The sequence below is a fragment of the Pseudomonas sp. 2024-210 genome, from assembly GCF_045062345.1.
Classification (GTDB): domain Bacteria; phylum Pseudomonadota; class Gammaproteobacteria; order Pseudomonadales; family Pseudomonadaceae; genus Aquipseudomonas.
Map to the genome: position 1 here is coordinate 525,982 of NZ_JBJGEJ010000001.1, position 12,135 is coordinate 538,116.

Below are 12,135 nucleotides of genomic sequence, written 5' to 3' on the forward strand. Positions count from 1 at the left end.
TTCGCGATCAGGTCACAGGCGGGCCGTTAAGCCTGCTGTACCGCGCTGAAATCCAGACGACCTTCTTTGAGTGGCGGGCACCAGTAGTAACCACCATTGAGCGGACGGCTGTAGCGATACAAGCCATCAATAATGCCGTCTTCCATGCCGCTCATGCGGCGCAGTTGCACTTCAAACGCATTCAGGGTGCGGCCGAAGGCAACGAACATCAGCCCCGACTTACCGTTTTCAGTCCACGGCATGGAGCGGCGCACGATAAAAGCCTCAGGCGAGAAACTTTCTTGGGCTGTGCGCTTCACGTGTGCCGATTCAGGCGCATCGTCCAGTTCTTCGTTGTCACTCATGCGACGGCCCATGATGTTGTCCTGCTCCACGGACGGCAATGCGGCAAAACCATTCAAGTCATGCTGCCACTGCTGAATCGCAACAAAGCTGCCACCGTCCAGTCCCGCCCCGGCGTTAGTCACGATGGCGGCGTCGATAGCCGCCTGTTCGACCGGGTTCTCAGTGCCGTCTTCATAGCCGGTCAGGTCACGATCGCTGCCGTAGCGGAAGCCTTCAGTTACTTGCAACACATTGAAAGCCGGCGCCAGCGCCTTCTCTATGGCCTGACTGCGCAACAACAGCTCGCCGCGATCATCGCCCAGCAACCACAACCACATGGCGTGCTGAGTCGAGGGGTTCTCCACCATTGCGTTGAGCGCCGGGAATACCCGCAAGCCTTGAACCTTGGCCCCCAATGCCATTACCAGCGGCGCGCCCAGACCTGCCACAACGCGTTTGCCATCCACCCACTGCGACAAGGTGTCGAGTGCAGCGGGCAACGCCTCTACTGACTTGAGGGAGAAAAACATGTAACGCGCTTGCGAAGGGATCGGTTGGGCAAGAATGCTCGACTGGTAGGGACTCATAGAAACTCCTTTGGAAAGCGCAGAGTTTACTCCTACCCGTACTTTTTCAGTCACTGCCTGAGGATTTTTCTTAAGCCCGGTTGGGCATTTAGGGTCCGTACGAAATGACAGAAGAAAAAAAAGCGCGAGCCCCCATCGGCTAAACGGATGGATTGTTAAGCCGAATCAGACCCTTTTGCCTTAAAAAAACATTCATTTGAATAGAACCTTAATAACCACACTAAGATCAATGAAATAGTCATTGATTTTCCAGCAGCACTTTGCCAAATTTTTAGCGTCACTACTGAATAGCAGGAACACAACAAGGGCTCACAGGAGACAGGTCTGCATCATGAACACGGCAAAACTCTACGTTATTGACTACACGCTGCATGGCCAACCCAAGTCTTTCATCATTCGCTTGCCCCGCCTTGACACCGCCAGTGCGTGGCACTGGGCCGGGTGCGACGCTGGCTTAATACGAATCGGGCGCACGGATCGAGAACCGGCGAAACTGACCAGCCCGGCCGAGCTGGAAAAAAAGGCGATTGCCAACGTCACCTGGCGCCCAGCCGGAGCTTGAATGCCCGGGAGGGGAATCGCGCAGTCAATGACTGCGCGAGCCTGCATTCATATCACTGAGCTTTATCACCGCATTTGCAACTGCTGGACGTCGCGCAGCCCTGCCCCTTTGGGTGATGGTCGGCACAGGCCTGGCAGCAATAATGTTTGCCTTCGTGCTCCACGCCGTTCGTGCCCACGCTGCAGTTACAGTTCGGACAATCACACGTTTGCTCTTTCATGATGAACTCCTTGTTGTCAGGTCGTCACGTAGCGACAAGCGCGTCGCTTACAGGCAATGACTGTAGCTGCCTGGGGGAGGTTCAAAGGTCTGCCCATCGGAAATACCTGCGAATTGATTTAACGTGCTCGCCAGCCCGTGCGTTCGCTGACACGGGTCTACCCATAATCATAAAAAGAGGTTTCGTGATGGCCGCTGAAATTGCAGACAGCCGTTCTGCCCGATTTGCCCTGCGCTGCTCAAACTGGGCCGAGCGCTGGTTTCCCGATTCTTGGGTCTTCGCTGCCGTCGCCGTGATCACGGTGGCGCTGGCGACGCTGGCAATGGGCGCCAAACCGACCGATGCCGCCATGGCGTTCGGCGACGGTTTCTGGAGCCTGATCCCCTTCACCATGCAAATGGCCTTTGTGGTCATCGGCGGCTATGTCGTCGCCAGTTCGCCACCCGCTGTCAAACTGATCGACAGGCTGGCGCGCGTGCCGAAAAACGGACGGCAGGCGGTGTGTTGGGTGGCACTGATTTCAATGGTGGCCTCATTACTCAACTGGGGGCTTTCTCTGGTGTTTGGCGGTTTGCTGGTGCGGGCGCTGGCCCGGCGTACGAACTTGCGCATGGATTATCGCGCCGCCGGAGCCGCCGCTTATTTGGGACTGGGGGCGGTTTGGGCGTTGGGCTTATCGTCTTCCGCGGCGCAATTGCAAGCTAACCCGGCCAGCCTGCCGCCGTCGATTCTGGCGATTACCGGCGTGATCCCCTTCACTGAAACCATCTTTCTCTGGCAGTCCGGTGTATTACTGGCGGCCTTGGTTGTAGTTTCGCTGATCGTCGCCTATGCAACGGCGCCCGGCCCGGATTCGGCCCGTGATGCAGCGGCTTGCGGTATTGACCCCAGTTTCAGCCTGCCGAAATTGCCACCCCGCACGCGCCCCGGGGAGTGGCTGGAATACAGCCCCTTGTTGACCATTTTGCTGGTGTTACTGGCCGCCGGTTGGTTGTTTCATGAGTTTTCGACCAAGCCGGCCATTAGTGCCATTTCGGGTCTCAATACCTACAATTTTTTATTTTTGATGCTGGGCGCGCTGCTTCACTGGCGACCTCGCAGTTTTCTGAATGCCGTGGCCAGCGCCGTACCGACCACCACCGGGGTGATGATCCAGTTCCCGCTCTACGGTTCGATTGCAGCCTTGATGACCGTGGTCAAAGGCGCGGATGGGCAAACCCTGGCGCATCACATTTCGACATTTTTTGTACAGATTGCATCCCACGATACCTACGCGTTGTTGATGGGCGTGTATTCAGCGATCCTGGGGTTTTTTATCCCGTCGGGTGGCGGCAAATGGATTATTGAAGCGCCGTACGTCATGCAAGTGGCCAATGATCTGGAATACCACCTGGGCTGGGCGGTCCAGATTTACAACGCCGCCGAGGCGTTGCCAAACCTGATCAACCCGTTTTATATGCTGCCGCTGCTGGGCGTGCTGGGACTGAAGGCGCGAGACTTGATCGGATTTTCGTTTGTGCAATTGCTGGTGCACACGCCGCTGGTGCTGTTTTTGCTGTGGGCGTTGGGCACGACACTGGCTTATGTGCCGCCGGTGATGCCGTAAAAAGCCCCTCACCCTAGCCCTCTCCCAGAGGGAGAGGGGACTAAAAGCCAATGCAGATCTGCGCTACACCGTCATTAACACCCTCTCCCTCCGGGAGAGGGTGAGCTGCTAAACAGCCCCCACCGGACGCAAACGATACTGCGGTGGCAGCTGATCCAAACCGCTGATGGTCGTGTTCAGGCTTTTCCAGCGACCGTCCTTGATCCCGTAAATACAGCCATGTACCGACAGGCTCTGCCCACGATGCCAGGCGTTTTGCACAATGTTGGTATGACCGACATTAGCCACTTGCTGAATCACATTGAGTTCACACAAGCGATCGACACGCTCTTCTTCTGTCGGCAACAGCGCCAGCACTTCGCGGTTTTCGTAATACAGGTCGCGGATCGAGCGCAGCCAGCCGTCAATCAGGCCCATTTGCTGGTCTTTCATCGACGCCCGTACCCCGCCGCAGCCGTAGTGGCCGGTGACCAGAATATGTTTGACCTTCAATACATCCACCGCGTACTGGATCACTGACAGGCAGTTGAGGTCGGTGTGCAGCACCACGTTGGCGACATTGCGGTGCACGAACAGGTCGCCGGGCAGCATGCCCACGATCTCGTTGGCGGGTACACGGGCATCCGAGCAACCAATCCAGAGGTAGTCCGGCGTTTGCTGGCGCGCCAGTTTTGCGAAGAAATCGGGATCTTTCTGCTTGATCGCATCGGCCCAGCGCTCGTTGTTATCAATCAGATCTTGTAATTCATTCATCAGGTCAGGCCTCAAGAGTTGATGCGCAGTTAGGACAGCTTACCGGCAACAGAGGTCACGCAGTCACAGGGTAAATCGAGTCATGCACCGGGTGGAATTTTGTAGCGTAGCTATAGTCCACCCTAATGAGATTTCACTTCAGGAGCATTTGACATGACAGTTTCACGTCGCCCGTTCGGAGCACCGCAACCTGCACCCATTGATGATATCGAAGATGAAATGGGCCCGGTCGAGCCACTCGACTTTGATGATGACGAGACCCACGAGCCCATCAGCGACTTGTTTACCGATGAAGAGCGCAACCGTCATATGGCGGGCCAGCCCGCGCGCAGAGCCGGCCTGAGCGGTGCTGCCATGCCGGGTGAAGACGTCAACGACGATGACCTGGAGCCGGAGATGCTAATCCCCGAAGACGGCGCCCGTGATGCCAAAGAAGCCGCTGAAGGCGACGACGAAGCCGCTGACTGGGAGCTGAGCGTGGTGGATGAAAATGAAATAGGCGCCGGTAAAGGGCTGGATGAAGCGGAATTGGCGGAAGTTGATCCGGTGGGGCGCAAGCGCTAGAAACAAAAGCCCCTCACCCTAACCCTCTCCCGGAGGGAGAGGGGACTAAAAGCAAAAGCAAAAGCATATTTTCTATACGCCATCGATCAAGCGCCCTCTCCCTCTGGGAGAGGGCTGGGGTGAGGGCAGCGGCCAACATCAATCCACCAGCGTACACGCCATCACAACAGCATCCTCACGCCCACCCACCGCCGGGTAGTAATCGCGACGACGGCCAATTTCATTGAAACCATAACGCTCGTACAACTTGAACGCGGCGGTATTGCTGTCGCGCAGTTCAAGGAAGCACTCTCGGGCATTGTTGTCATAAGCAATCGACATCAAGTGCTCAAGCAACTTCAACCCCAGACCACGGCCCTGGCTTTCCGGCTTGACCGTGATGTTCAGCAAGTGAGCTTCATCCAGAATGATTTGCACCACACCATGACCCACTTGCTGTTCACCTTCAAACATCAACCAAATCTGATACTTGCCCAAACCGTCGAGAAAAATCCCGCGCGTCCACGGATGACTGAAAGCCGCGTATTCAATTTTCAAAACGGCATCGAGATCCGCTTCAGTCATCGGACGAAAAGTTACAGCATCACTCATTGCTAGGTTTCCAGCGCGCCATCAGCCGGCGCATGGCTTGCCACACATCGGCTTTGCGGTGTGGCTCTTCCATTAACAATTCCAGACCCGGCAGCGCCCATGCGCAGCCCAGCCCTTCGATTTCAAGCTCGCGATTGAAGGCCTCAGCATTCTCTTGGCCAGCAAAGCGCACAGCGGGCAAGCCGATCAACCAGACACAGGCGCATTCAGTCTCTTCGAGACGCGCCATTAAAAAGCCCTGCACAAACTCGCGTGCCGCGTCCGGCCCCTGATCAACATTGCCACGACGCAACAATGGCCAGCGTATCGGCTCGCCAATGATCTGCGGGCTGTCGGGCAAGCCCGCAGCGCGCAACATGTCTTTCAATAACAAATAGGCCGGATCACGGCTCTGGAAGCCGCTGCCTGTGGGTAACTCCACTAGGATCAAACAACGTCCGGCACGCAGGAGTTGCAAGGCAAAACGGGGCGGTGGCACTTGAACCACCTTGGCCACCTCTGGCACCGCCTGAGCTTCAGCCACCGGCTTGCTCGCCACTCGCGGCGTCACCGAAGGCCGTGGGACTTCGATTTTAGGGCGCTCGGCCGGTTTAGCCTGCGCAATCACCGGCCTGACCACAGGCGCAGCAACCACTGGCGCGGCAGGCAGTTCAGGGAGCTCCAGCAGTTCAGGCCGCGACGGCGCGGCGAACGGCAATTCAGTGCGCGGTAACCAACTGACCACTTGCATGGCAGTCAAGTAGGCGCGGCGGCGGGACTCATTCAACAAGGGTCGGCCATCTGTGGATAACTAAAGAGCCGCGATTCTACCGCCCTTCTGCCCTTCTCGCCCGCAGTTGATGGTCAAACGGTTAATTGACTGCTCAGGCCTCTGATCGCCAAGGGATGACTCAACCCTGCGTTGCAGTACAATCGCTGCCTTTCATTGCCAATCGACCGGCCTTCCCATGATCGAACCCAAGCGCGTTTTACGTGCCCTCGCCGAACACTGGGCCCTGCTAGAGCCTTTGTGCGAACACTTCGACCAAGGCACGCTGAGCCTCAGCGAGCTGCGCCTGCAACTGGCCGCCCATCAGCTGGACAGCACACCGCAGGACATCACCCATGTGCTCGACACCTGGATCCGCCTGGACATTCTGGTGCCGGTCGCGAAAAGCCCGAACCGCTTCGAGCTGAATGCGCAAATTCATGATTTTCTGGCCTACCTGCGCCGCGAACACCGTCTGGGCCTGTGTCTGGAGATTGAAGCCTACCTGCGTCATCTGGAGCGCTTGGCCGGTTATATCCAGGACGCGTTCGATATCCGTGACGGCAACGACCTGGCGCGCCAGCTGCGTTTGTTGGATATGCGCGTACGCGATGTTTTGAAGAAACTCGCAAACGATGAACAGGCGCTGGTCGCCGTGGCTGAACGGGCCAAGACCAGCGACCGGCAGATCCCTTTGCGCCAGCGCTATGCCGAAGTGCTAGCCACCTGGGATGAATACGTCGAACCGATGATCCAGTTGGTCAACGCCGACGGCGCCTTCGAACAAGGGGTGCGCAAGGTCGAAAACGTGCTGTTGCGCATGCTCAGCGAGCAGCAACGTCTGGGCCATCTGGTGGACGACGACATGCTGCTGCGCACCCACGCACGCATCCTCGAAATGCAAACCAGCGCCCAATTGACCTTGCGTCATGCCCGCGAACTGTTGCTGCCGTTGCGCGAAGAAGCCCGCCGACACAACGCCGTTACTCGCGGCGCAGCACTGGCACTGGCGGCGATCCGACGCAAAGGACTGGATGCCGTGCCCCAAGCCGCCATGCCCATGTTTACCCGCCCGCAAAGCACTTTTTTGGGCAGCGCCAGCCAGGTCGAAGCCTATGTGTACGCGCTGGCACGCTTCGAGCCCAAGCCAGCACGCTTCCCCAAGGCCCACAAAACCCAGAAAGGCGAAGCGCCCAAGGCCCCGCGCACGGTCAAGGAAATGCTCGACCGTTGCAGCGATGCCCTGCCCATGCCGGACTTGATGGGCTGGTTGCTGACTCAGGAACCCGACGGCGACACCGACGAATTGCTCTATTGGTTCTCGCGCCTGTCGCGAGAAAAACGCTTCGTGCGCGAACGCCTTGAGCGCCGCGACTATGACACCCACGAACATCGGGTCAGCCTGCGCTCCTTCGCCCTGCTTTCACGCCGCGAAGACGCGTCCGATCCTACTGCGAGCCCTGTCCATGCATCTTGATCTGTCTGAACTGTCCCACCTGGCGCCGATTTTTCGTGAATTGTTCAAGGGTTACCACGTCAGTCGTCGCGACCCGGAGCTGTACGCACAACTGTCGAATTTTCAGGATCAATACCGTGCCTTGTTCAAGGCGCTGGGTTTTGAATTGGTCTGTGATACCCGCGGCTTCTATTACTTCGTGCCTGACACCGCCACCGCACAGGTCAACAAGACCGCGCAACGTCTGGCGCTGTTCACCTTCATCATCGTTGAGCATCTGGCCGATCAGGGCCGCGACCCGATTGCCGTGCTCGATGGCGGCAGCCTGGGCCGTGACGAACTGCCCGCGCTGCTGGAAAAATACCGAGACCTGTTCGTGCAGGCTGAAGTCACCACTCAGGACGAGCTGGAAGAAAAAATCATGCGCCGCATGACCCAACTCGGCTTCGCCAGCGAAGAAAACGGCATCTACCGCTTTCTGCCGCCGATGCACCGCTTCCTCGATGTCTGCCTGTCGGTGCAGCAAGACCGTGATCTGGCCGCCAGCCTGCACAGCATTTTGCCGCTACCGACGCCGGTGTTGATCGACGATGACGCCGCAGATGAAGACGAAGAAGCCGCATTGGCCCGCGCCATCGCAGCCGAGCAAGAGGAGATGGACGCATGAGCCAGGAACGCTACGGTATTCGCCGCTTTGCCTTATTGAACACCGCCGGTTACAGCCTGGGTTTATTCCCGCTGGAACACCCGTTGTCGGTATACGGCGCCAATAACCTGGGTAAATCAGCCTCCATTAACGCCTTGCAGTTCCCGATTCTGGCGCGCATGTCAGACATGAGCTTCGGCAAATACACCCTGGAACAGTCACGGCGCTTTTACTTCGCCTCCGACACCAGTTACATCCTCGTCGAAGTATCCCTGCCCCACGGTCCCCATGTGATCGGCGTGGTCGGGCGTGGCCCTGGCGGCGGCTTTGGGCACCAGTTTTTCGCCTACGCGGGCAAACTTGATTTAGCCCATTACCAGAAAGATGACACGTGCCTGCGTCAGAAAGAGCTGTTCACCAACCTTGAGCGCAACGGCATTAAAGCTTACGAGCTCAAACCCGACGAGCTGCGGCGCTTGCTGGTCGGCGGGCACACCTCAATCCCGCTCGACCTGACCCTGATTCCTCTGCGCTCCACCAGCGAGCAAAGCTTGAAGACGTTCCGCGCGTTGTTTATCAACCTGCTGCACATGCGCGAAATCACCGCGGCTAAGCTCAAGCAATTGTTTCTGGATGCGTTTGAACACAGCTTGCGCTCTGGCAGCGTGGACTATATCGCCGCGTGTGAGGAAGCCTTCCGCGATGTGCGACGCATGGAGCAAGACTACAACGCGCTGGTGGGGGCTGGCCCGTTAGTTGAAGCCTTGGCCGCTGGCGTGCGCCAGCGTGATGTGCTGCGCGGCAAGCTGCATCGCCTGTCTCCCTTGTTGGATTCGTTGCTGGGCACTTGGCAGGATTACGCCGGCGCGCGAAAGGAAGAACTGCTGATTCAGTCCGAGCATTACCGCAATGAGCAAGATGCCCTGCAAAACGATCAGCGCAGCAGCACTCAAGAGCTGATGCGCCTTGAGCGGGAAATCGCGGGCATTCAACGCTGGCTGGGCGAGTTGTCGGTGCTTAAGCACCGTTTCGCGCTGGTCGACGATGTAAAAGTCCTGGAGCAGCAATTGCTCGCGGCCAAAGATGCCCACGACGAACTGGCTGGCGCCTTGGCACAGTCGCGTCAATTCAGCGCCGAAGACCTCGACGAGCGGGTGCGTGATCTGGAAAAACGCCTGAAGTCGGTGAAGCAACAACTTGATCACGCCGACAACAACAGCTACGCCCGCCTGCGCGAAGAGTTTTCGCAGCAGGATGTCGAGCGCCTGATGCGCCTGTTCAACAGCGCCCTGTTCAGCTTGCCGTTGGGTGAGCACGGAATTGCCCTGGACGACAGCGACGCATGGGTAAAGTCGCTGGAAATCATCCTCGACGGCTTCAAGGGCGAGCGCTTTGAGGCGCCGGGATTGTCTATCGATCTCAGCCACATCGAACCACCTGCCCTGCAAGCCCTCGCTGACCGCGCCGCGTTGCGCGAACAGAAAGAGCGTCTGGACAAAGAACTCAAGCAACTGAAAACCCAGCAGGCGGTGACGTCTGATCGTGTGGCCAGTAAAAGCGAAGCCGAGTCGTTGTATCAGCAGGTGCTAGACGCACAAAAAGCACTGGAAGACTTCCGCCGCAGCCAGACGTTAAGCGCTGAAGAAGGCGAAAAACTTGAGCAACTGGCTCAGGCCGAAGCGACGCAAGATGAACTGAAACGTTCCAGCGATGCCTTCACTGAGCGCGTTCAACAATTGTCGGCCAAATTGCAATTGGTCGGCCGTCAGATTGGCGACATGGAAGCCAAACAACGCACGCTGGATGACAGCTTGCGCCGTCGCCAACTGCTGCCCGCCGATCTGCCGTTCGGCACGCCGTTCATGGACCCAGTCGACGACTCCATGGACAACCTGCTGGCGCTGCTCAATGATTATCAGGACAGCTGGCAAGGCTTGCTGCGCAGCGACGGCCAGATTGAGGCCTTGTATGCGCAGGTGCGCTTGAAGGGCGTGGCCAAGTTCGACAGCGAAGACGACATGGAGCGCCGTCTGCAACTGCTGATCAACGCGTATGCCCACCGTACCGAAGAAGCACTGACGCTGGGCAAGGCCCGTCGCGCGGCCGTCACGGATATCGCCCGTACCCTGCGCAATATTCGCAGTGACTACGACAGCCTTGAGCACCAACTGGCGTTGTTCAACCGCGAAATCAACAAGCGGCAAGTGTCCAACCTGCAAAGTTTCCGCATCGTACTGGCGCCCAACAAAGAGGCGCTCAAGCACATCGATCAAATTATCCACAGTGCCGGCCAGTACGAAGAAGGCGAAACACTGTCAGTGTTTGACCTCAGCCAAAGCGCTGAACAGGACAACAAAAACGAAGAAGCCAAGGAGTATCTCGCACGACTGGTGGCCGCCAATCACAACCAGTTGGGCCTTAAGGACTTGTTTGAGCTGGCTTTCGAGATCACCAAGGTCAACGGCCAGCCCGTGATCCATACCGATATCGATGGCGCAGCGTCCAACGGCACCACCATGACCATCAAGGCGCTGACCAACATGTATTTGTTGCTGCACTTGATGGATCGCGAACAGGCGGGTCGTATCCGCTTACCCTACTACCTGGACGAAGCCGCCGACATTGACGAGAAAAACCAGACTGCTTTGCTCGAAACCAGTTTGCAGTTGGGCTTTGTGCCGATTCTGGCCAGCGTAAAACCACAGGTCTGCGCCCATGTTGCAATCGACCTTGAAGGTGGCAGTGGCCCCAACGGGATTTATATCGATGAAGATGACTGGAAGTACATTCGTCGTCATGACGAGCCGAAAGCCGTAACCCCTGAGACGCAGGAGCAGCCCCAGCTCGATCAAGCGTGACCCATGCATGCCATGAAAAAGCCGCGATTCTTGATCGCGGCTTTTTCATACGCTGAAACATTACAGGCTGCGCCCTATACCGCGTGCGGCTCGCTTTACTCCCCCATCAAGCTTCACGCTTGTGGCAATCCTGATGGGCGCATTCAAGAACTTTCAAAATATCAGAAAATTCTTACTTCAAAATGTCTAGGAACGCGGCATTCTTGCTACAAAGCGGGTGCTGAAATCCGTCCATTTTAAGAGCCATGGCACTTACCCTCCCGCTCAAGAGAGCGATATAGCTGCATACACCCCCTGCCCCCATGTCATATGCATTACGCAAGGGCGCTTATTCATGGACTTAAAAAAACTGCATCACTAGAAGGCAGTAAACCAAAGAAGTTAATGTGTTGACTTATTGCAAAACTAAGCACTTTATAGACAGATGAATTGACACAAGATGAAATAAAACAACACTCATACGCACTTATGGAACATTCGGCCGCCTGCAAAACACACGCAAAACGTTGTAGGAATAATCATGAGAAAAGCCCTTATTGTTGATGACCATCCTTTTATTCGTAGGATCGTCAGAACGGTACTGGAACAGTCAAACTTCCAAGTTGCCGCTGAAACCGACAATGGCGCTACCGCTCTGGACTTGGCGCGCTTCCATTTACCCCACCTGATTATTTTGGATCTCTCCATGCCAAAACTGGATGGTCTTGAGGTTCTCAAGCGGCTGCATATTCTCGGATTACCCATCAAAGTTCTGGTATTGACCTCCAAAGGCGCCCCCTACTTTGCAGATCGCTGCATGAGGGCTGGGGCCATTGGATTTATTGAAAAGACTGAAGACGTAGACGCCTTGAGCAAAGCCATCAGTCAGGTCATGAGTGGCCAGACGTATTTGAGCAACGTTGATGTAAACCTGCCACACCAAGAGAGCGAGAACTTGAATGACGTTGAGCTGCTTAAAACGCTGTCAGATCGCGAGTTACATACACTCCAGTATTTAGTGTCAGGCATGTCCAACAAGCAAATATCCCAAATCATGTTATTGAGCGAAAAGACCATCAGCACGTATAAGATTCGTGTCATGGCCAAGCTTAATATCAAGTCAGTGGTCTACTTGGCCGAGTTTGCCAAACGAAATAATTTAATCGCATGAGGCCGGTGTCACTGTCGGTCGTGGTGACAACTTTATTATTCTGCTCTGCGACGTGGGTATCAGCAAAACC

At 56.5% G+C, this 12,135-nt stretch carries 13 protein-coding genes; 8 read left to right on the forward strand and 5 right to left on the reverse strand.

Translation table 11 applies throughout. From position 1 onward, the window contains the following. Nucleotides 1-26: 26 nt before the first annotated feature. Nucleotides 27-911, reverse strand: a complete 885-nt coding sequence (locus tag ACI7MX_RS02500) for a Dyp-type peroxidase (RefSeq protein WP_405588469.1) — start codon at nucleotides 909-911, stop codon at nucleotides 27-29. A gap of 331 nt (nucleotides 912-1,242) precedes the next feature. Between ACI7MX_RS02500 and ACI7MX_RS02505 the strand changes: the two genes are divergently transcribed. Further along, nucleotides 1,243-1,473, forward strand: coding sequence for a DUF6555 family protein (locus tag ACI7MX_RS02505; RefSeq protein ID WP_314486458.1), 231 nt, complete (start codon nucleotides 1,243-1,245; stop codon nucleotides 1,471-1,473). A 52-nt stretch (nucleotides 1,474-1,525) separates the two neighbouring features. Here ACI7MX_RS02505 and ACI7MX_RS02510 read toward each other — a convergent pair whose 3' ends face one another. Continuing rightward, nucleotides 1,526-1,693, reverse strand: a complete 168-nt coding sequence (locus ACI7MX_RS02510) for a metallothionein (protein ID WP_314486460.1) — start codon at nucleotides 1,691-1,693, stop codon at nucleotides 1,526-1,528. A 187-nt stretch (nucleotides 1,694-1,880) separates the two neighbouring features. Here ACI7MX_RS02510 and ACI7MX_RS02515 point away from each other — a divergent pair, with 187 nt between their 5' ends. Then, nucleotides 1,881-3,299, forward strand: a complete 1,419-nt coding sequence (locus ACI7MX_RS02515; RefSeq protein WP_314486461.1) for a TIGR00366 family protein — start codon at nucleotides 1,881-1,883, stop codon at nucleotides 3,297-3,299. 108 nt (nucleotides 3,300-3,407) lie between these two features. Here the strand turns inward: ACI7MX_RS02515 and can are convergent, their stop codons facing one another. Next, nucleotides 3,408-4,052 (reverse strand): carbonate dehydratase, encoded by a 645-nt coding sequence (gene can / locus ACI7MX_RS02520; protein WP_314486463.1) that lies wholly within the window; start codon nucleotides 4,050-4,052, stop codon nucleotides 3,408-3,410. A gap of 153 nt (nucleotides 4,053-4,205) precedes the next feature. Here can and ACI7MX_RS02525 point away from each other — a divergent pair, with 153 nt between their 5' ends. Further along, nucleotides 4,206-4,616: a serine kinase/phosphatase gene (locus tag ACI7MX_RS02525; protein ID WP_314486464.1), complete on the forward strand. Its 411-nt coding sequence runs from the start codon at nucleotides 4,206-4,208 to the stop codon at nucleotides 4,614-4,616. A gap of 138 nt (nucleotides 4,617-4,754) precedes the next feature. Here ACI7MX_RS02525 and rimI read toward each other — a convergent pair whose 3' ends face one another. Beyond that, entirely contained in the window at nucleotides 4,755-5,207 is a 453-nt protein-coding gene (gene rimI / locus ACI7MX_RS02530; protein ID WP_314486466.1) for a ribosomal protein S18-alanine N-acetyltransferase, read from the reverse strand. After that, on the reverse strand, nucleotides 5,200-5,976 hold the full coding sequence (locus ACI7MX_RS02535; RefSeq protein WP_314486468.1) for an energy transducer TonB: 777 nt from the start codon (nucleotides 5,974-5,976) through the stop codon (nucleotides 5,200-5,202). Before ACI7MX_RS02535 ends, rimI begins: the two co-directional genes overlap by 8 nt. 178 nt (nucleotides 5,977-6,154) lie before the next feature. Here ACI7MX_RS02535 and mksB point away from each other — a divergent pair, with 178 nt between their 5' ends. The 5 genes from mksB (at nucleotide 6,155) to ACI7MX_RS02560 (ending at nucleotide 12,065) form a co-directional block, all read left to right on the forward strand. Then, complete coding sequence (mksB, locus tag ACI7MX_RS02540; RefSeq protein ID WP_314486469.1) at nucleotides 6,155-7,432, forward strand: Mks condensin complex protein MksB; 1,278 nt, start codon at nucleotides 6,155-6,157, stop codon at nucleotides 7,430-7,432. Beyond that, nucleotides 7,422-8,078, forward strand: coding sequence for an Mks condensin complex protein MksE (gene mksE, locus ACI7MX_RS02545; protein ID WP_314486471.1), 657 nt, complete (start codon nucleotides 7,422-7,424; stop codon nucleotides 8,076-8,078). Before mksB ends, mksE begins: the two co-directional genes overlap by 11 nt. Then, a complete protein-coding gene (mksF, locus tag ACI7MX_RS02550; RefSeq protein ID WP_405588461.1) occupies nucleotides 8,075-10,915 on the forward strand; it encodes an Mks condensin complex protein MksF in 2,841 nt (946 codons plus the stop codon). The genes mksE and mksF overlap by 4 nt, the downstream gene beginning before the upstream one ends. A gap of 3 nt (nucleotides 10,916-10,918) precedes the next feature. Continuing rightward, entirely contained in the window at nucleotides 10,919-11,155 is a 237-nt protein-coding gene (locus ACI7MX_RS02555) for a hypothetical protein (RefSeq protein ID WP_405588458.1), read from the forward strand. A 280-nt stretch (nucleotides 11,156-11,435) separates the two neighbouring features. Further along, nucleotides 11,436-12,065, forward strand: coding sequence for a response regulator (locus ACI7MX_RS02560; RefSeq protein ID WP_405588455.1), 630 nt, complete (start codon nucleotides 11,436-11,438; stop codon nucleotides 12,063-12,065). Nucleotides 12,066-12,135: the final 70 nt, after the last annotated feature.

Coding starts and splice junctions, on each gene's coding strand:
- ACI7MX_RS02525 (WP_314486464.1), top strand. CDS start 4,206: ATGACAGTTTCACGTCGCCCGTTCGGAGCACCGCAACCTGCACCCATT.
- ACI7MX_RS02515 (WP_314486461.1), top strand. CDS start 1,881: ATGGCCGCTGAAATTGCAGACAGCCGTTCTGCCCGATTTGCCCTGCGC.
- ACI7MX_RS02510 (WP_314486460.1), bottom strand. CDS start 1,693: ATGAAAGAGCAAACGTGTGATTGTCCGAACTGTAACTGCAGCGTGGGC.
- can (WP_314486463.1), bottom strand. CDS start 4,052: ATGAATGAATTACAAGATCTGATTGATAACAACGAGCGCTGGGCCGAT.
- ACI7MX_RS02555 (WP_405588458.1), top strand. CDS start 10,919: ATGCATGCCATGAAAAAGCCGCGATTCTTGATCGCGGCTTTTTCATAC.
- rimI (WP_314486466.1), bottom strand. CDS start 5,207: ATGAGTGATGCTGTAACTTTTCGTCCGATGACTGAAGCGGATCTCGAT.
- mksB (WP_314486469.1), top strand. CDS start 6,155: ATGATCGAACCCAAGCGCGTTTTACGTGCCCTCGCCGAACACTGGGCC.
- ACI7MX_RS02500 (WP_405588469.1), bottom strand. CDS start 911: ATGAGTCCCTACCAGTCGAGCATTCTTGCCCAACCGATCCCTTCGCAA.
- ACI7MX_RS02505 (WP_314486458.1), top strand. CDS start 1,243: ATGAACACGGCAAAACTCTACGTTATTGACTACACGCTGCATGGCCAA.
- ACI7MX_RS02560 (WP_405588455.1), top strand. CDS start 11,436: ATGAGAAAAGCCCTTATTGTTGATGACCATCCTTTTATTCGTAGGATC.
- mksF (WP_405588461.1), top strand. CDS start 8,075: ATGAGCCAGGAACGCTACGGTATTCGCCGCTTTGCCTTATTGAACACC.
- mksE (WP_314486471.1), top strand. CDS start 7,422: ATGCATCTTGATCTGTCTGAACTGTCCCACCTGGCGCCGATTTTTCGT.